The organism is Actinomadura kijaniata NBRC 14229, assembly GCF_001552175.1.
GTDB classification, from domain to species: Bacteria; Actinomycetota; Actinomycetes; order Streptosporangiales; family Streptosporangiaceae; genus Spirillospora; species Spirillospora kijaniata.
Genome location: NZ_BCQR01000083.1, coordinates 23,322 through 41,718, shown reverse-complemented (window position 1 = coordinate 41,718; position 18,397 = coordinate 23,322). Strand labels below are relative to the sequence as shown.

Sequence of the window (18,397 nt, the reverse complement as noted above, 5' to 3'; positions counted from 1 at the left end):
CCCTCCGCGCCCTGCCCGGGCGCGGAGGGGTTTCTCCGTTCTGTCGGTGGCGGGCGCGAGAATGATCCGGTGAGGATCGCGGTGGCCGTCGGAGCCGGCGGCGGGGGCACGCTCCAGGCCCTCGCCGAGGACGGCGCGCCCGCGGGGGAGCCCGAGACCGTCGCCGACCTGGTGGCCGCGGTCGCCGCGCGGGAACGTTCCGACGCGCCGCGCTGGGTGTGGGCCTCGACCGCGCGGGTGTACCCGGCGCTGCTGCGCGCCGGGGTCCGGGTGGCGCGCTGCCACGACCTGGAGCTCGTCGAGAGCCTGCTGTCGGGGCACGCGGGTCGGTACGGGGAGCCCCGGTCGGTCGCGGCGGCCTGGGCGCGGATGCGGGGCGAGCCCGTGCCCGAGGACCGGCGGCCGGAGGAGGCGCCGCCGCAGGCGTCGCTGTTCGACGACGCGCTGTTCGACGGCGCCCCGCCCGGTGAGGGGGCCCCGGCGGGCGACGACATCGCGAAGGTCACGGGCGTGTACGCCGAGCAGCTGCGGCGCGTCGCCGGGATCGAGGGGTTCACGCTGCTGGCGGCGGCCGAGTCGGCGGGCGCGCTGGTCGCGGCCGAGATGGGCCACGACGGGCTGCCGTGGTCGGCCGAGCGGCACGACGCGCTGCTGACCGAGATGCTCGGCCCCCGGCCGGGCGGCGGGCTGCGGCCCCGCCGGCTCCAGGAGCTCGCCGACCGGATCAACGCCGCGTTCGGCGGGCGGACCCCGGTCAACCCCGACTCCCCGGCGCAGATCGTGAAGGCGTTCGCCGCCGCCGGGCTGCCGGTCGCCTCCACGCGGGCGCACGTGCTCAAGCGGGTCGACCATCCGGCGGTCCCGCTGCTGCTGGAGTACAAGGAGCTGGCGCGGCTGTACACGGCGCACGGATGGACGTGGCTGGACACGTGGGTGCGCGACGGGCGGTTCCGGCCCGAGTACGTGGTCGGCGGCGTGGTGTCGGGGCGGTGGGCCACCAACGGCGGCGGCGCGCTGCAGATCCCGCGCGTGCTGCGCCGGGCCGTCGTCGCCGATCCGGGATGGTCGTTGGTCGTCGCGGACGCCGCCCAGCTGGAGCCGCGGGTGCTGGCGGCGCTGGCGGGGGACCGGGCGTTCGCCGACGCGGCCGCGCAGGGCGACCTGTACGCGGCGCTGTCGGACGCGTTCCCGGATGGCGGGGAGCTGACCGCCCGGGAGAAGGCCAAGCTCGCGCTGCTGTCGGCGATGTACGGCGGCGGCACCGGGGAGGCGGTGCAGTTGCTGGCGGTGCTGAAGAGGCGCTTCCCCGACGCGTTCGGGTACGTGGAGGCGGCGGCGCGGGCGGGGGAGCGCGGCCAGCTCGTCCGCTCCCGGCTCGGCCGCACCTGCCCGCCGCCCTCGGCGGACTGGCGGGCGCTGACCGCGACCGGCGACGAGCGGTCGGCGTCGGCGCTGCGCGGCCGGGGCCGCTTCACCCGCAACTTCGTCGTCCAGGCCACCGCCGCCGACTGGGCGCTGGTGCTGCTGGCGACCCTGCGGCTGCGGCTGCGCGCGCTCGGCCCCCCGCACCTGGTGTTCTTCCAGCACGACGAGGTCATCGTGCACACCCCCGCCGGGCTGGCCGACCGCGTCGCCGGGGAGATCCGCGCCGCCGCCGAGGAGGCGGGACGGCTGCTGTTCGGGCGGACCCCGGTCGTGTTCCCCATGGAGATCGCGGTCGTCGACGCCTACGCGGACGCCAAGTAGGGGCGCACAATGCCGTCATGGTGATGTACGCCGGGCTCATCGAGATCCGTTACACGGGAGGGCAGCGCGACGAGCGCGACGGCGCCCGCGCCGCGCTGGCCGACGCGCTGTCCCGGCGGCGCGTGACCGACTCCCTGGACGTCGCCGAGGGGCCCGGCAACACCGTGCTGGTCCGTGCCGTGCTGGAGGGCGCGAGCCCGCTGGCCGCGCTCACGGCGCTGGACGGGGCCCTGGGCGACGCGCTGCTGGACACCGGCCTGTTCGAGGAGTTCGACGTCTCCCGCCGCGTCCTGCACGCCGCGCCGCTCGACGTCGCCGAGCAGGCGGCGGCCTGGTCCGGCGACCGCTACCGGTGGCGCGACGCCCCGCCGGACCGCCGCCGGGCCCGGCTCAGACGCCGGAGGTGACCCCGTCCGGCCGCACCGTCCAGGGCGAGTCCCCGTCGACCGCGTCGGTGTGGGTGATCTGCCGGTAGCCGCCCTCCAGCGGGGCCAGCTCCTCCGGCGTCAGCACGTCCTCGATCCGGTCGAAGCCGTCCGGGGCGCGCTCGGCGACCGCGTCGAGGATCGCGTCGCCGGGGTTGGTCCGGTTGGCCAGCACGATCGCGTTCACCTCCTCCCGGCGGGCCGCGTCGTAGGCCGCCAGCCCCTCCACCGCGCCGTCGGCGCGCGCCAGCTCCCAGGCCAGCACACGGGCGTCCACGACGGCCTGCGAGCCGCCGTTGGACCCCAGCGGGTACATCGGGTGGGCGGCGTCGCCCAGCAGCGTCACCCGGCCCCGGCTCCAGAACGGCAGCGGGTCGCGGTCCACCATCGGGTACTCCAGGATCCGGTCCGCGCCGCGGATCAGTCCCGGCACGTCCAGCCACGGCACCTTCCAGTCGGCGAAGTACGGCAGCACGTCGGCCAGCCGCCCGGTGCGGTCCCAGTCGGCGATCTCGGTCAGCTCGGTGGTCGGCTCCTGCACCTCGCCCAGCCAGTTCACCAGCGCGCGGCCCCGCCCGTCGGCCTCCCGCGACACCGGGTAGCAGATGAACTTGGCCCGGAACCGGGTGCCCAGGACCGCCATGGTGCGGCCGGTCAGGAACGGGTCGGCCTCGGTGACGCCGCGCCACAGCCGCACCCCGTTCCACAGCGGCCCGCCCTCGCCGGGGTGCAGGGCGCGCCGCACCGCCGAGTGCAGCCCGTCCGCGCCCACCAGCACGTCGGCGGTCTCCTCGCGTTCGGCGCCGGTGGCCTGGTCGCGCAGCCGGACGCGGACGCCGGTCCCGGTGTCCTCGAACCCGGTCACCGCCGTGCCGGTGCGGACCGCGTCCGCGCCGAGCCGCTCCCGCACCGCCGCCAGCAGCAGCATCTGCAGCTCGCCGCGGTGGACGAAGTACTGCGGGTACCGGTGGCCGAGGCGCCGCCCGCGCGCCTGGCCCCACACCCGGTTGCCGTGCCGGTCGAAGTGCACCAGCTCCTCGGCCGGCAGGCCGGTGGCGGCCAGGGCGTCGCCCAGGCCGAGCCCGGTGAGCTCGCGGACGGCGTGCGGCAGCAGGTTGATGCCGACGCCGAGCGGCCGCAGCTCCCGCGCCGAGTCCACGATCCGGGCGTCGAGCCCGGCGGCGCGCAGCGACAGCGCCGCGGTGAGGCCGCCGATCCCGGCGCCCGCGATCAGAACGCGCATGCTCACTCCTCCAGGGTCGGTCGTGCGGGTCGCGCCGGTCAGCCGCGCGCGGCGTGGTGCCAGGCCAGCGTCCGCCGCTCCACCAGGTGGAACAGCAGGTTGAACAGGCAGCCCAGCACGCCCAGCAGCACGATCCCGGCCCACATCTCGGACATCTGGTAGCTCTGCTGGGCGTTGATCAGGTGCGCGCCGATCCCGGTGGTCGCGCCGACCAGCTCGGAGACCACCACCAGGATCAGCCCGAAGGCCAGCCCGATCCGCAGCCCCGCGAAGATCTTGGGGGCGGCGGCGGGCAGCACGATCCGGGTCAGCCGGGTCGCGCCGGTGATGCCGAACACGCGGGCGGTGTCGAGCTGCAGCCGGTCCACGCCCCGCACCCCGTCGGCGGTGTTGAGCAGCACCGGCCACAGCACGCCGAACGTGATGGTGGCGACCTGCAACTGCATGCCCAGGTCCAGCACCGCCAGCAGGAACGGGATCAGCGTCGGCGGCGGCACCGCGCGGCCGAACTGCAGCACCGGGTCCAGCGCCGCGCGGGCGCGTTCGGAGCGGCCCAGCAGCACGCCCAGCACCACCCCGAGCACGGTGGCCAGCCCCCAGCCGAGGAACAGGTTCCGCAGGCTCGGGCCGAAGTCGTCCAGGGCCTTGTCGGTGAGGAACAGCCGGTCGGCCGGGCCGGTCAGCCAGATGCGGTGCAGCGCCGCCACGATGCGGGAGGGCGGAGGGAAGAAGTCGTCGGCGGCGGCGCGGGAGGCCGCCTCCCACACCAGGGCCAGCAGCACCGCCAGCCAGGTCCTGCGCAGCACCGTCACGGCGTCGCCTCCCCGGTCTGGGCGGTGTGCCAGCGGAACGCCCGCCGCTCCGCCGCCACCAGCGCGGCGTTCACCAGCATCCCGAGCAGCCCGGCCCACACGGCCCCGGCCAGCATCAGGTCGGGCCGTCCGCCGCCGGACTGGGCGTCCATCAGGTAGCCGCCGACGCCCTCCCCGGCTCCGGCGACCAGTTCGGTGCTGACCACCACGACCAGCCCGACCGCCGCGGAGATCCGCACGCCGGTCGCCACGAACGGCGCGGCGCTGGGCAGCGACACCCGCGCCAGCACCGACACCGGGCCGAACCCGAAGCTGCGCAGCGTGTCCTTGGCGACCGGGTCCACGTCCCGCAGCGCGTACAGCGTGTTGATCAGGATGGGCCAGGTCGCGGCGTAGCACACCAGCGCCGTCTTGCTCTGGCTGGGCATCCCGAACACCACGATGGCCAGCGGGATCAGCGCCAGCGATGGGATCGGCCGCAGCAGTTCCACCACCAGGCGGGCGGCGTCGTTCAGCCACGGCGTCGCGTTGAGCACCAGGCCCAGCGCGACCGCGCCGAGCGTGGCCAGCAGCAGGCCGCCGAACCACGCCCGCAGCGTGTCGGCGACCTGCGTCAGGTATCCGCCGTCGGCGGCCAGCACGGCCGCCCGCCACAGCACGGTGGTGGCGGGCGGCACCTGCGACGGATCGCCGATCAGGCGGGTGACCAGCTCGGCCGTGACGACCGCGCCCACCGTTCCGGCCGCGCCGAGGGCGAGCCGGGCGGTACGCGTGAGAGCCATCGGTCCCCGATCAGTTCTCGACGACGATCGACTTCACGTCGAACGGCTCTTTGAGGTAGTCGAACTGCTTCATGACGTCGGCCACCTTCTGGATCCGCTGGGCGCGGGTGGAGGTGGGGAAGGCGTTCATGCTGATCGTGTCGACGATCTGCGGGCTGAGCTGGGTGAACTTGGGGATCTCCTGCTTGAGCACCGCCCGGTCGGCGGCCAGGTTCTGCGCCTTGACCAGCGCCCGCTGGAACGCCGCGACGGTCTTGGGGTTCTGGGCGGCGAACTGCTCGGTCGAGGTGAAGCCCGTGATCGGGAAGTCGGTCGTCGGGCCGGTGGAGAAGTCGGTCAGGATCCGCGCGCCGGTGGACTGCTGGATCTGGGTGACGAACGGCTCGGGCACCACGACCGCGTCGACCTGCTCGCTCTTGAGGAGCTGCTCCTGGTTGGGGAAGGGCGCCATGACGACGTCCTTCTGCTCGTCGATCTTCACCTGGTAGGGGGCCAGCGCGGCCCGCATCAGCAGGCTCGTCTGGTTGCCCCGGGCGTTGGTGCCGATCTTCTTGCCCGCGAGGTCCTTTGGCGAGCGGATGTTGGAGTCCTTGGGCACCAGGATGCAGGTGAGGTTCTTGGTCATGGCCGACGCCTCGGCCAGGATGCGCAGCTTGTGGGCACCCTGGGCGTGGGCCTGGATGACGCCCACGTGCCCGGCGTGGGCGATGTCGAGGCTGCCGCCCTTGAGCTGCGGCAGCGCCTCGGCGGCACCGGTGATCCGGCGCACCTTCACGGTCAGGCCCTCGGCCTTGAAGAAGCCCTTGGACTGGGCGATCTGGATCGCCGCGCCCTCGGTGATGGGCATGACGCCCACCGTGATCTCGGACTTCTCCAGGCCGTTCTTCGGCTTCTCCTCGCCGCCGCCGCAGGCGCTGAGCGGCAGCGCGGCGGCGAGGAGTGCGCCCAGTGCGGCGCGCCGGGTCGGGGTGAAACTGAAAGGCATTGACGCTCCTTGGGGGGAAGAAGGGGTCAAGCTGTCAGGAAAAGATCACCGGGACTGTAGCGCAGCGGGGGCGGGCGTCAGGAGGACCGTGATGACGAGATGATCACGTTTTCAAATTCATTTCTTGACTTTGGCCGCTGACATCACGCCCGTCGGCTTGTCGCCCTTCGCCGCCTCGGCGTCCTTCGGGACCTCCTCGGCCTCGTCCGCGACGTCGCCCTCGGCCTCACCCTCGGCCTTGTCCGCGGGCTTGTCCTCGGCCTTCTCCGCCGTCTGCTCCGCGCTTTCGTCCCCGTTCCCGCGCGCGGTCCCACCCTCGGCGTCGTCGCTGGTCCCGGCCTCGGCGGTCGTCTCGTCGCCGTCCTTGACCGTCTTCTTGACTGCCTTCGCGGCCTCGTCCTCGGCCGTATCGGCGTTCTCACCCTCCGCCACGGACCCGGTTTCGAGCCCGTCCTCGCGCTCGTCCTTCGCCTCGTCCGCCTTGGCCGCGTCGGCCTTCCTGACCTTCTTGACTCGCTTGGTCTTTCCGGCGCCCTTCGGCTTCTCGTCCCTGGCGGTACCAGCGGCGGGCTCGTGCTCGTCGGGCATGGGGTCGGCGGCGGCCGCGCCGCGCACCAGCTTGCCCACCTCGGCCCGCAGCCGCACGAACTCGGCGTCGGCGCGGGTGCCGATCTGGTCGCGGTCGGCGGGCAGCTCCACCGGCAGCTCGGCGCGGACGCGGCCGGGGTTGCGGCCCAGCACCACGACCCGGTCGCCGACGTAGACGCTCTCGTCGATGTCGTGGGTGACCAGCAGGATCGTCATGCCCTCCTCCCGGTGCACCTTCAGGACCAGGTCCTCCAGGTCCTCGCGGGTCTGGGCGTCCACCGAGCCGAACGGCTCGTCCATCAGCAGCAGCGACGGCCGGTAGGCCAGCGCGCGGGCGATCGACACGCGCTGCTGCATGCCGCCCGACAGCTGCCAGGGGTACTTCTTGCCCGCGTCGGCCAGCCCGACCGACTCCAGCGCCGTCTCGGCCTGGGCGCGGCGCTCGGCCTTGGAGCCGCCCTTGCGGCGCAGCGGCAGCGCCACGTTGTCGCGGACGGTCAGCCACGGCAGCAGCGACCGGCTGTAGTCCTGGAACACCACCGCCAGGTCGTCGGGGACGCCCTGGATGGGCGTGCCGTTGAGGACGACCGAGCCGCTGGTCGGGGCGATGAGACCGGCGATGTTGCGCAGCAGGGTGGACTTGCCGCAGCCGGAGGGGCCGACGATGCTGACCAGCTCGCCCTGCGCCACCTCCAGGTTCAGCTTCTCCAGCACGACGTGGTCGCCGTAACTGTGGGTGAGGTCCTTGATCTCCAGCATTCGTGTCACCGTGCCCAGGGCTGTCGAGGGGATGTCAGTGGGGGTTCGTCCGTGGGGGATGCGTCCGTGGGGGCCGTGCGTGTGGGAGTCACCGTAACGCCGGACGGCTAGCGGTCGGCGAGGGTCGGGGTGAGGGAGGGGCGGGCGTTGAGGGCCGCCGCGTCGGAGAACGAGGTCTGCCGGTAGGCACCGGTGATGGTGGCGAGCTCCTCGGACGTCAGCACGTCCTCCACGCGGTCGAAACCGCCGGGGGCGCGTTCGCCGACGGTGTGCAGGACGCGGTCGGCGGGCATGTCGCGGCACGCCAGCACGATCGCGTTGACGGTCTCGCGGCGCGCGGCCTCGTAGGCGGCCAGCCCGGCGGCCGGGTCGGCGGCGCGCGCGAGCTCCCAGGCCAGGACGCGGGCGTCGATGACGGCCTGTGAGCCGCCGTTGGAGCCGATCGGGTACATCGGGTGGGCGGCGTCGCCCAGCAGCGTCACCCGGCCCTCGCCCCAGGACGGCAGCGGGTCGCGGTCCACCATCGGGTATTCCAGGATCTCGTCGGTGGCCGCCAGCATGGCCGGGACGTCCAGCCAGTCGAACCGCCAGTCGGCGAAGTGCGGCAGCACGTCCGCCAGGCGTCCCGCGCGGCTCCAGTCGGCCGGGCCGACCGGGCGGCCGTCGGTGAGCTTGACCTCGGCGACCCAGTTGAGCAGGACCTTGTCGCCGCGTTCGGCGATCGGGTAGACGACGAGCTTGGCGGCGGTGTTGCTGCCCGCCACCGCCATGGTCCGGCCGGTCAGGAACGGCTCGCCCTCGACGGTGCCGCGCCACATGCGGATGCCGTTCCACAGCGGCGCGGGCTCGTCGGGATGCAGGGCGCGGCGGATCGTCGAGTGCAGCCCGTCCGCGCCGACCAGCGCGTCCGCCGTGACGATCTCGACGGCGCCCGACACCCGGTCGCGCAGCCGCACCCGCACCGCGGCGCCGTCCTGCTCGAAGCCCTCGCAGAGGGTGCCGGTGCGGACCGCGTCCGCGCCGAGCCGGTCCCGCACCGCCGTCAGCAGGATCATCTGCAGCTCGCCGCGGTGCACCGAGTACTGCGGCCAGTCGTAGCCGAGGGCCCGGCCGCGCGGCTCGCCCCAGATCCGGCCGCCGTGCCGGTCGAAGTGGACCATCTCGCCGGTCGCGACGCCGGTGGCCGCCAGCGCGTCGCCCAGGCCGAGCTCGGTGAGCTCGCGGACGGCGTGCGGCAGCAGGTTGATGCCGACGCCGAGCGGCCGCAGCTCGGTCGCCGCGTCGACGACGGCCGCCTCGATGCCGGCGGCGTGCAGGCTCAGCGCGGTGGTCAACCCGCCGATGCCCGCTCCGGCGATGAGGACGCGCATGTCACATCTCTCCAAAGCGTTCGGGAACGGGCGGGGCGGCGGCCGCGCCGCCGCCCCGCCGGGTCAGGTGGTGAGCCTCCGGATGCCCGAGTGCCAGGCGAGCAGCCGCTTCTCCAGGAGCGCGAACAGCCCGTTGAACAGGCAGCCCAGCACGCCCAGCATCACGATGCCCGCCCACAGCTGGGTCATCTCGAAGGCCCGCTGGGCGTTGATGATGCGGGCGCCGAGCCCGGAGGTGCTGCCGGTCAGCTCGGCCAGCACCATCAGGATGAGCGCGAACGACAGGCTGACCCGCAGCCCCGCGAAGATCTTCGGGGCCGCCGCGGGCAGGATGATCGTCGTCATCCGGCGGGCGGCGGAGATGTTGAAGACCCGCGCGGTCTCCAGGTACAGCCGCTCCACCGAGCGGACGCCGTCGGTGGTGTTCAGCAGCACCGGCCAGACCACGCCGAACGCGATCGTGACGATCTGCATGGTCGTGCCGAGCTGGAACACCACGATGAAGAACGGCAGCAGGGTGGCCGGCGGGATCGCCCGCGCGAACTGCATGACCGGGTCGAGCAGCTCGTTCAGCACCGCCGACCGGCCGACGAGCACGCCCAGCAGCACCCCGACCAGGCCCGCCAGGATCCACCCGACGAACAGGTTGCCCAGGCTGGTGGAGAAGTCGTCCACCGCCTGCTCGGTGAGGAAGCCGCGGGAGGCCGGGCCGGAGAACCACAGCTCGTACAGGCCCTTGACGATCTGCGACGGCGGCGGGAAGTCGCTGGCGCCCGCGGCGCGGGTGCCGACCTCCCAGAGGGCGATCAGGCCCGCCACCAGCCACAGCCGCTCCACGGACCAGCGCAACGCCCTCATGAGACCCCCTCGACCCGGGCCGTGTTCCAGCGGAACGCCAGCCGTTCGGCGCCGACCAGCAGCGCGTTGATCAGCAGCCCCAGCAGGCCCGCCCAGCAGGCCACGGCCAGCATGACGTCGACCTGCCCGCTGCCGGTCTGGGTCTCGTTGAGGTAGACGCCCAGCCCGTCGCCGCCGCCCGCCAGCAGCTCGGTGCTGATGGACACCAGCAGCGCCACCGACGCCGAGATGCGCACTCCGGTCGCGATGAACGGCGCGGCGCTGGGCAGCGACACCCGCCACAGCACCGACAGGCGCCCGAACCCGAACGAGGCCAGCGTCTCCTTGGCGACCGGGTCCACGTCGCGCAGCGCGTACAGCGTGTTGACGAGGATCGGCCACAGCGAGGCGTAGAACACCAGCGACATCGTCATCTGGGTCGCGGAGCTGAACAGCACCATCACCAGCGGGATCAGCGCCACCGACGGGATCGGGCGGCACAGCTCCACCAGCACCCGGGCGGCGGTGCCCAGCGCCGGGACCGACCCGAGCACCACGCCCAGCGGCACCGCGACCAGCACCGCCAGCAGCAGGCCGCCCGCCCACACGCGCAGCGTGACGGTCAGGTCGGTGAGGTACTCGGAGTCGACGGTCAGGCCGGCCGCCCGGCCGAGGATGGTCGAGGCGGGCGGCAGCGCGGCGGGGTCGACCAGGCCGGTGCGGCTGGCCAGTTCGGCGACGGCGATCACGCCGAGCGCGCCGCCGGCGCCCAGCAGCAGCCGGCGCGGCCTCATGAGCCCGTGACCAGCAGCGGCTTCACCTCAAGGCGGCTCGTGATGTAGCCGAACTGCTGCATGACGTCGGCGACGCGCTGGAGGCGGGTGTCACTGAGGGAGGTCGGGTAGCTGCCGAAGTTCATCGTCGAGGCGATCTGGGCGGTGATGCCCTTGCTGTAGGTCGGCAGGACGTCCTGGACGATCTTGCGGTCGGCGGCCATCGCCTGGGCCTTGGCCATCGCGCGCTGGAACGCCGCCACCGTCTTGGGGTTCTTGGTGGCGAACTGGTCGGTGGAGGCGTAACCGGCGATCGGGAAGTCGGCGGTCGGGCCGGAGGACAGGTCGGTCAGCACGCGGGCGCCGATCGAGCTCTGCATCTGGGTGCCGAACGGCTCGATCGCCTGGACGGCGTCGACGCTCTTGTTCTTCAGCGCCAGCTCCATCTGGGGCGGGGGGATCTCGACGAAGTTCTTGTCCTCGTCCAGCTCGACGCCGTTGGGCTTGGCGGCGGCGCGGACCAGCAGCGTGGAGACGTTGCGCTTGGTGTTGACGCCGATCTTCTTGTTCGCCAGGTCCTTCACCGAGCGGATGTCGGAGTCCTTGGGGACCAGCAGCACGTGCGTCTTGGGGCCGCTCTGGAACGCCTCGGCGACGATCCGCGGCTTGAAGTCGTTCTTGGCGGCGGCCGAGAACAGCGAGACGTAGTTGGTGAAGGAGACGTCGAGCTGGCCGCCCTTGAGCTGCGGGATGGCCACCTGGCCACCGGCGATGATCTTGGTCTTGACGGTGAGGCCCTCGGCCTTGAACAGGCCCTTGCTGATGGCGAGCTGCAGGGGGGCGGTGTCACCGACCGGCATCGTGCCGACCGTGATCTCCGATTTCTCCAGCCCGTTGGCGGACTTGGGCTTGTCATCGCCACCACAGGCGGTGGCGGTGGCCGCGACCGCAAGGGCGAGGACTCCGCTCAGGACGGCGGAACGGCGACGGATGGCAGGCATGTCTGCTCCAGCTTGCGGGGGATGACGAGAGATGAAAGTGATCTTTCAACCAGTGCGGGAGCGTAGCGCACCCCCAACCGGCCTGTGACCGGGGAGATCGGCCGGAAAGATCACATGTTGATGTCCTTCTGACGAAGATTTCGAGCATCCCTCCCGGAGGGATACTCGCCGCGATCGGTCCATTACCGACTCCGGTGAGGGAGGGGCTGCATGGATCAATTGGGGCCAATTGTGACGTATGCGGCCACCGCCGTGTGTAATGATCGGGGGATCCGGGAGTACGGTGTGCCGGTGTGGCCCCTCCGGGCCCCATCTGGCGGGCCGTTCCGCCCGAGGCTCCCCCTGTCGAGCCGACCGGCGTTGTGCCGTACCTTGCGGTGGTCCACACCGAAAATACCGTCATTGTGATCGTTCGGGTTGGCTCTGGCGGTCGCTCTGTGTTGCAATGTTCCGCGCTCGTCGGGCGCGGGCCACACGGGCACCGCGCGACGAGGAGCGAGATCACGGTCGCGCCGGGAACCAGAGAACGCGGTGAGAGGTAGCGGAGGGCAGTGCCGAAAGCGCAAGGACTCCCCGAGTCCCCAGAGACACCCCAGGCGTCCCCGCCGACCAGCGCAGACCCCGGTCCCGGGGGCACGCGGTCGGGCCGGTTCCGGCTGCGTAACTGGCGGGTGTCGGTCCGCCTCTTCGCCCTGATCGCGATCCCCACGACGGTCGCCGCGCTGCTGGCCGGCTACCGCGTCTCGGTCGCCTGGCAGGACGCGCAGAGCTTCCAGCGGATGGAGAAGCTGGCCACGTTCGGTGAGCGGCTGGCCCAGATGTCGCACGAGCTGCAGACCGAGCGCACCGCGCTCGTCGAGCGCGCCGCTTCGGGCGGCCGCAGCGGCGAGGAGGCGGTGGAGCGCAGCCAGCAGGCGGTCGACCAGGCCGCCGCCCGGGTCCGCGCCGCCGCCCGCGAGGTGGACACCACCGACGCGCCGCGGCTGAAGCTGGTGATCGGCAACACCGTCACCCGCGTCGACGGGCTCAACTCGCTGCGCCTGCTCTCCCAGCGCATGGGCGCCAGCGCCATCAACGAGAAGTACTCCGACGCCGTCACCGACCTGAACTCCTTCCACATCCAGCTCGCCCAGGGCGCGCCGCGCACCGACCTGGCGCAGAACGCGCTGGCGCTGTCGGTGCTGGCGCGCGCCAAGGACGCCGCCTCCCGCGAGCAGTCGCTGCTGAACATCGCGCTGTGGACCAGGCGGTTCAACGCCGGTGACCTGGCGGCCATGGACAAGGCGCGCTCGGAGTGGGACAGCTCGCTGACCACGTTCCGCTCGGCGGCCTCGCCCGCCCAGCGGCAGCTGTACGAGGACACCGTCACCGGCCCCGAGCTGGACCGCGCCGAGTACACCCGGGTCACCGCGATGGTCCGGGCCCGCTCCAACGCCAACCTGTCGATCCGTCCGCTCGGCCCCAGCCAGGTCGCCAGCTGGAACCAGGACATGGGCGCCCGCACCGACCGCGCCCGCACCGTCGAGGCGGCGCTGGCGCGCTCGCTGACCAACCGCAGCGCCCAGCTGCGCGACGAGGCCACCACCGGCGCGATCCGCGACGCGGCGCTGCTGGCGGCGGTCCTGATCATCGTCCTGTTCACCACCGTGCTGGTCGCCCGGTCGCTGGTGCGCCCGCTGCGGCGGCTGCGCGGCGGCGCGCTGGAGGTCGCCGGCACCCGGCTGCCCGGCCTGGTCGACCGGCTGCGCGACCCCGAGGCCGCCGCCGGCGGCATCGAGGTCGAGCCGATCGACATCGACTCCACCGACGAGATCGGTGAAGTGGCGCGGGCGTTCGACGAGGTCCACCGCGAGGCGGTCCGGCTGGCCGCCGACGAGGCCGTGCTGCGCGGCAACATCAACGCGATGTTCGTCAACCTGTCGCGCCGCAGCCAGTCGCTCATCGAACGCCAGCTGCGCCTCATCGAGGAGCTGGAGCAGAGCGAGCGCGACGAGGAGCAGCTCGCCAACCTGTTCCGCCTGGACCACCTGGCCACCCGCATGCGCCGCAACTGCGAGAACCTGCTGGTCCTCGGCGGCCAGGAGCAGGTGCGCCGCCGCACCCAGCCGGTGCCGCTGATCGACGTCGTGCGCGCCTCGCTGTCGGAGGTCGAGCAGTACGAGCGCGTCGCGCTGCGCGTGCAGGGCGACATGCGGGTCTCCGGCCCCGTCGTCAACGACCTGGTCCACCTGCTGGCCGAGCTGATCGAGAACGCCACCGTGTTCTCCGCCGAGAACACCAAGGTCACCGTGTCGGGCCAGCTGCTCAGCGGCGGCGGCGCGATGCTCCAGATCAACGACAACGGCGTCGGCATGTCGCCCGAGGAGCTGGAGCAGGCCAACTGGCGCCTGGCCAACCCGCCGATCATCGACTTCTCGGCCGCCCGCCGCATGGGCCTGTTCGTGGTCGGCCGCCTGGCGATCCGGCACGGCATCCGCGTCGAGCTGCGCGCCGCGCAGGGCGGCGGCCTGACCGCGTTCGTGATCCTGCCCGACACCCTGGTCACCCCGACCGAGGCGGGCGGGGTGGGCTCGCGCGCCTTCGGCGGCCCCGAGCAGCGCCCCCACGAGATGGCCGCCTTCCCCGAGGCGTCGTCCGGCCCGCTGCCGACCGCCGCCGCGCCGGTCGCGCTGGCCGAGCCCCCCGCGCCGGACGGGCCACCCGTCCCGGGCGGCGGCCGGTACCAGCGCGAGGACGAGTTCGGGCGGCCGGCGCCGCGCCGCGACACCGGGGGCTTCCCGGCCGTCGCCGAGTCCGGTTCCCACCGCGCCATGGACGAGTCCGGCTCCCACCGGGCCGCGGACGACTCCGGCGCGTACCGCGGGCCGGGCGAGTCCGGTTCCTACCGCGCGTTCGGCGACACCGGCTCGCACCGCGCGTTCGGCGACACCGGCTCGCACCGGGCCCTGAACGACACCGGCTCGCACCGCGCCCTGAACGACACCGGTTCGCACCGGGCGTTCGGCGACACCGGCGAGCTCCGCTCGGTGAACGGCACCGGCGCGCACCGCGCGCCCGCCGACACCGGACCGACCCCGCAGGCGGGCGGGACCGCCGAGTACCCCGAGTACCCGGACCACCCGGCCGCCGACCACGACGCTTCCGGCCACGAGGCCGCCTCCGGCGGGCTGCCCCAGCGGCAGCCCGGCTCGCACCTGCCCGGCCGATCCCGGCCGCAGGGCGACGGACGGCGTCCCGAGCGGCCGACCCCGGTCGTGCCCGAGGCCCAGCCGGAGGTTCCCCGGCCCGCGCCGCAGCGCCCCGAGCCTCCCCGGCAGGTGTCCTGGGACACCGGGCCGCAGGACCGGGTCCCGGCCGAACCACAGGACCGGTGGGGGGAGCGTCCGCCCGCGAACCAGCCGTTCACGTTGGAGGAACCGATCCCCGAGCCGCCCGTCCAGCAGACCGAACCGACCCGGCGGAACGACCAGACACGGCCCGCCGAACCGGCCCCGCCTCGCCAGCGGCCCGCCGCGCAGCGGCCCCAGCGCTCGCCGATCTTCGACGCGATGCAGTCGGAGTGGTTCCAGCGCCGGGACGACGACGCGGTGGCGGAGGATCCGATGAAGGGTTGGTCCTCGCCCGCCGACGCGGGCTTCCAGGCCGCCGAGGCGGCCGCCAAACCGGTGGCGGGCGATCGCACCGCCGTCGGGCTGCCCAAGCGGGTCCCCGGCAAGAACCGGGTGCCCGGCGCGGTCAGCGCCCAGCGCTCCCAGGCCGGCCCCGCTCCCGCGGCGCCGCCGCGGGAACCGGCCCGGGAACAGTCGGCCGACAACGTCCGCAACCGCTTCGCGAGCTTGCAGCGCGGCGTCAGCCGTGGCCGCAGCCAGGTGCGGGGAACCGGGCCGGCCGACACGACAGGTGAGGGTCCGTCGTCGTGGAACGACGGAGAGACGGGAGGAACCCGGTGAACGGGCAGGATCTCAACTGGTTGGTGACGAACTTCGCGGACAGCGTCCCGAAGGTCGCGCACGCCGTGGTGGTCTCCTCCGACGGCCTGCCGATGGCCTACTCGGCGGGCTTTCCGCCGGAGCGCGCCGACCAGCTGTCGGCCATCGCGTCGGGTCTGATGAGCCTCACCCAGGGCGCCGCCAAGATCTTCGACGCGGGCGGCGTGAGCCAGACCGTCGTCGAGATGGACCGCGGGCTGCTGTTCGTGATGTCGATCGCCAACGGCGCGGTGTTCGCCGTGCTGGCCGCGCCCGACTGCGACCTGGGTCTGGTGGCCTACGAGATGACCCTGCTGGTGGAGCGGGTGGGACGCGTGCTCACCCCGGCGCTGCGAGGGGCCCCCGACAAGTCGCCCTACGGGGGACCGCCGGTCCCGGAGATGGGCGCCGGACCGGCCCGCTACTGACCTGACTGACTCTGACGGAGGTCGGCGAGATGGATCGAGGCGGTCCCTACGGTGCCGGTCCGGGCGGCAATCCCCCCTGGGGGTACGACACGGCGCCCGCCCGGCAGCCTGTGCCCGAGGAAGACTCCAGTTCCCTGGTGCGGCCCTACGCCGTCACCGGGGGACGGACCAAACCACGGTACGACCTGGCGATCGAGGCGCTGGTGTCGGCCGCGCCGCACCCGCCGCGCGACGTGGCGATGTTGACGCCCGAGTACCGGGCGATCATGGACCTGTGCCGTTCGGCGCGGTCGGTGGCCGAGGTGTCGGCGCTGCTGAAGCTGCCGCTCGGCGTGGCCCGCGTGCTGATCGCCGACATGGCGCTCGAGGGACTGCTGCGGCTGCACCAGTCGCGTCCCGCCGGAACGCAGCCGGATCTCCGCCTGCTGGAAAGGGTTCTCGTTGGACTTCGCAACCTCTGACCGGGGCACCGGCCCCGGCGGCACCGACGGTGAGCTGACATCGGTCAAGATCGTGGTGGGCGGCGGGTTCGGCGTCGGCAAGACCACCTTCGTCGGATCGGTCTCGGAGATCATGCCGCTGACCACCGAGGCGGTCATGACCGCGGCCAGCGCCGAGGTCGACGACCTGTCGGCGGTGCCGGACAAGACGACCACCACCGTCGCGATGGACTTCGGCCGCGTGTCGCTGGACAGCGAGCTGATCCTGTACCTGTTCGGCACCCCGGGCCAGCACCGCTTCTGGTTCATGTGGGACGACCTGGTCAAGGGCGCCATCGGCGCGGTCGTGCTGGTCGACACCCGGCGGCTGGCCGACTGCTTCGCGGCCGTCGACTACTTCGAGGAACTGGGCCTGCCGTTCGTGGTCGGCGTCAACGGCTTCCACGGCGAGTTCCAGTACAACGTCGAGGACATCCGCGAGGCGCTGTCGATCAGCGCGCACGTGCCGATCGTCGAGTGCGACGCGCGCAGCCGCGAGTCGACCAAGGCGGTACTGATCACGCTGGTCAAGCACGCCATGCAGATGCACATGGCGGGCGGGCCCGCCCCGGTCTGACCCGACCCCGGTCCGCCACGACCCCGGTCCGGCGCGCGAGGAGCTCCGTCGGTGACCCGACCGTCACCGACGGGCCCCGGTGGACGTTCCGCGCGTCACATTCGGCCCGATCCGGCGTCCCTACGGTCGCGTAGGGATGTGTGCACGATGCATGATAATTCGTCGTGATCGAGCAGAGTTCTCTTCCGGGAAACGCGATGACCGAGACTCAGAACGGGACTCCGGCCGCCGGGCGGATCGGCACCTACGTCGCCCTCGGTGACAGCTTCACCGAGGGCATGAACGACCCCTACCCCGGCCGGGACGACGTGTACCGGGGCTGGGCGGACCGGCTGGCCGAGCATCTGGCCGCCCACCATTCCGGGCTGCGGTACGCGAACCTCGCGGTGCGCGGCAAGCTGCTGCGCCAGATCGTCGAGGACCAGGTGCCGAAGGCCGTGGAGCTGGACCCCGACCTGGTGACGTTCTGCGGGGGCGGCAACGACATCATCCGTCCCGGCTCCGACCCCGACGCCCTCGCCGTGGAGTTCGACGACGCGGTGCGGCGGCTGCGCGCCACCGGCGCGCGGGTGGTGCTGTTCACGGGCTTCGACACCCGCGACCTGCGTTCGGGGCACCGCATCCGCGGCCGGGCCGCCACCTACAACATGCACCTGCGGGCCATCGCCGACCGGCGCGGCTGCGACGTGGTGGACCTGTGGTCGATGATGTCGGTGTTCAAGGACCCGCGCGCCTGGCACGAGGACCGGCTGCACCTGTCTTCGGAGGGGCACCGGCGGCTGGCGCTGCGGGTGGCCGAGGTGCTCGGCGTCCCGGCGGAGGGTGGCTGGCGGGAGCCGTGGCCGCCGCTGGAGGCGGCGGACTGGCTGACGATGCGCCGCGAGGACGTCCACTGGGCGCGGACCTACTTCCTGCCCTGGGTCGGCCGCCGGGTGCGGGGCCGTTCCTCCGGCGACGGCCGCGAGCCCAAGCGCCCGACCCCGCTGCCGCTGTGACCGCAGGCCGAACGGCCGTCCCCCGCGGCGGAAGTGCCGCGGGGGCGCGGCGGGGACGGCGGTCAGGGGCGCGGCGGCCGGAGGCCGTGCCGCTCAGTGGACCGGGGGCAGCGCCTCCTCCAGGGAGCGGACGATCCGCATGCGGCGGTGCAGCCCGGTGATCTCCAGGGTGCGGCGGACGATGGGTCGGGGACCGGCGAGCGTGAGGCTGCCACCGGCGGCGGTGACGGCCTTGTAGCAGTTGACCAGGACCGACAGTCCCTGGGAGTCCATGAACTCCAGGTCGGCCAGGTCGAGCACCACATGGTCTCCGTGGGCGGCGCGGGCGGCGCGCAGCCGTTTCCGGAGGTCGTCGGCGTTGGCGAGATCGAGCTCGCCGCGCAGGCTCACGAGCGTGCGCTCACCATGCCGACGCGCGGTGATCTCCAGTGGAAGCACGGGGTGGTTCCCCCTCCGTTCCGGGTGCTCTCGCCGGAGCCCCGGCGAAAGCTTTCCATATGGCAACTATCGCGGACGGTCCCCGCCCTGCCAAGCGGTACCGGCCCACCGGAGCGTTCCATCGAGGTTTTTCCCGGCGCGCCGGGCCGGACGGGCCGGAAGGGATGTGCGTGATCGGCCCGCGCCGTAGG

General features: G+C 73.1%; 16 protein-coding genes and 1 pseudogene. 7 read left to right on the top strand and 10 right to left on the bottom strand.

From position 1 onward, the window contains the following. Positions 1-69: 69 nt before the first annotated feature. Entirely contained in the window at positions 70-1,746 is a 1,677-nt protein-coding gene (locus AKI01S_RS25570) for a bifunctional 3'-5' exonuclease/DNA polymerase (RefSeq protein WP_067823139.1), read from the top strand. Between the two features lie 17 nt (positions 1,747-1,763). Beyond that, the gene (locus AKI01S_RS25565; RefSeq protein ID WP_067823136.1) at positions 1,764-2,153 is read left to right on the top strand and encodes a hypothetical protein; all 390 of its coding nucleotides are present in this window, start codon (positions 1,764-1,766) and stop codon (positions 2,151-2,153) included. On the opposite strand, the gene AKI01S_RS25560 is transcribed toward AKI01S_RS25565, so the two are convergent. The 9 genes and pseudogenes from AKI01S_RS25560 to AKI01S_RS25520 all read right to left on the bottom strand — a co-directional run bounded on the left by AKI01S_RS25560 (position 2,137) and on the right by AKI01S_RS25520 (position 11,321). Beyond that, on the bottom strand, positions 2,137-3,414 hold the full coding sequence (locus AKI01S_RS25560; protein ID WP_067823133.1) for a flavin-dependent oxidoreductase: 1,278 nt from the start codon (positions 3,412-3,414) through the stop codon (positions 2,137-2,139). The genes AKI01S_RS25565 and AKI01S_RS25560 overlap by 17 nt on opposite strands. A 38-nt stretch (positions 3,415-3,452) precedes the next feature. Next, positions 3,453-4,226, bottom strand: a complete 774-nt coding sequence (locus AKI01S_RS25555) for an ABC transporter permease (RefSeq protein ID WP_157420136.1) — start codon at positions 4,224-4,226, stop codon at positions 3,453-3,455. Continuing rightward, positions 4,223-5,008, bottom strand: a complete 786-nt coding sequence (locus AKI01S_RS25550) for an ABC transporter permease (RefSeq protein ID WP_067823130.1) — start codon at positions 5,006-5,008, stop codon at positions 4,223-4,225. Before AKI01S_RS25550 ends, AKI01S_RS25555 begins: the two co-directional genes overlap by 4 nt. Before the next feature lie 10 nt (positions 5,009-5,018). Beyond that, a complete protein-coding gene (locus tag AKI01S_RS25545) occupies positions 5,019-5,993 on the bottom strand; it encodes an ABC transporter substrate-binding protein (protein WP_067823127.1) in 975 nt (324 codons plus the stop codon). A gap of 597 nt (positions 5,994-6,590) precedes the next feature. Next, positions 6,591-7,340 (bottom strand): annotated as a pseudogene (locus AKI01S_RS54855) (ABC transporter ATP-binding protein); the annotation flags it as partial. Positions 7,341-7,447: 107 nt separating this feature from the next. Continuing rightward, complete coding sequence (locus tag AKI01S_RS25535) at positions 7,448-8,710, bottom strand: flavin-dependent oxidoreductase (RefSeq protein ID WP_067823124.1); 1,263 nt, start codon at positions 8,708-8,710, stop codon at positions 7,448-7,450. A 63-nt stretch (positions 8,711-8,773) separates the two neighbouring features. Then, positions 8,774-9,568: an ABC transporter permease gene (locus tag AKI01S_RS25530; RefSeq protein ID WP_067823121.1), complete on the bottom strand. Its 795-nt coding sequence runs from the start codon at positions 9,566-9,568 to the stop codon at positions 8,774-8,776. Further along, positions 9,565-10,341, bottom strand: a complete 777-nt coding sequence (locus AKI01S_RS25525) for an ABC transporter permease (RefSeq protein ID WP_067823118.1) — start codon at positions 10,339-10,341, stop codon at positions 9,565-9,567. Before AKI01S_RS25525 ends, AKI01S_RS25530 begins: the two co-directional genes overlap by 4 nt. Beyond that, the gene (locus tag AKI01S_RS25520) at positions 10,338-11,321 is read right to left on the bottom strand and encodes an ABC transporter substrate-binding protein (protein WP_067823115.1); all 984 of its coding nucleotides are present in this window, start codon (positions 11,319-11,321) and stop codon (positions 10,338-10,340) included. Before AKI01S_RS25520 ends, AKI01S_RS25525 begins: the two co-directional genes overlap by 4 nt. Before the next feature lie 671 nt (positions 11,322-11,992). Between AKI01S_RS25520 and AKI01S_RS25515 the strand changes: the two genes are divergently transcribed. From AKI01S_RS25515 to AKI01S_RS25495, 5 genes are all read left to right on the top strand, one after another. Beyond that, positions 11,993-15,271: a sensor histidine kinase gene (locus tag AKI01S_RS25515; protein ID WP_067823112.1), complete on the top strand. Its 3,279-nt coding sequence runs from the start codon at positions 11,993-11,995 to the stop codon at positions 15,269-15,271. Beyond that, positions 15,268-15,717 carry a roadblock/LC7 domain-containing protein gene (locus tag AKI01S_RS25510; protein WP_067823107.1) on the top strand — a complete coding sequence of 150 codons (450 nt, stop codon included), beginning with the start codon at positions 15,268-15,270 and terminating at the stop codon, positions 15,715-15,717. Before AKI01S_RS25515 ends, AKI01S_RS25510 begins: the two co-directional genes overlap by 4 nt. A 29-nt stretch (positions 15,718-15,746) precedes the next feature. After that, complete coding sequence (locus tag AKI01S_RS25505; RefSeq protein ID WP_067823100.1) at positions 15,747-16,178, top strand: DUF742 domain-containing protein; 432 nt, start codon at positions 15,747-15,749, stop codon at positions 16,176-16,178. 34 nt (positions 16,179-16,212) lie between these two features. Next, entirely contained in the window at positions 16,213-16,773 is a 561-nt protein-coding gene (locus tag AKI01S_RS25500; protein ID WP_067823172.1) for a GTP-binding protein, read from the top strand. 197 nt (positions 16,774-16,970) lie between these two features. Beyond that, positions 16,971-17,768, top strand: a complete 798-nt coding sequence (locus AKI01S_RS25495) for an SGNH/GDSL hydrolase family protein (RefSeq protein WP_067823095.1) — start codon at positions 16,971-16,973, stop codon at positions 17,766-17,768. 93 nt (positions 17,769-17,861) lie between these two features. Here the strand turns inward: AKI01S_RS25495 and AKI01S_RS25490 are convergent, their stop codons facing one another. After that, positions 17,862-18,206, bottom strand: coding sequence for an STAS domain-containing protein (locus AKI01S_RS25490; RefSeq protein WP_067823090.1), 345 nt, complete (start codon positions 18,204-18,206; stop codon positions 17,862-17,864). Positions 18,207-18,397: the final 191 nt, after the last annotated feature.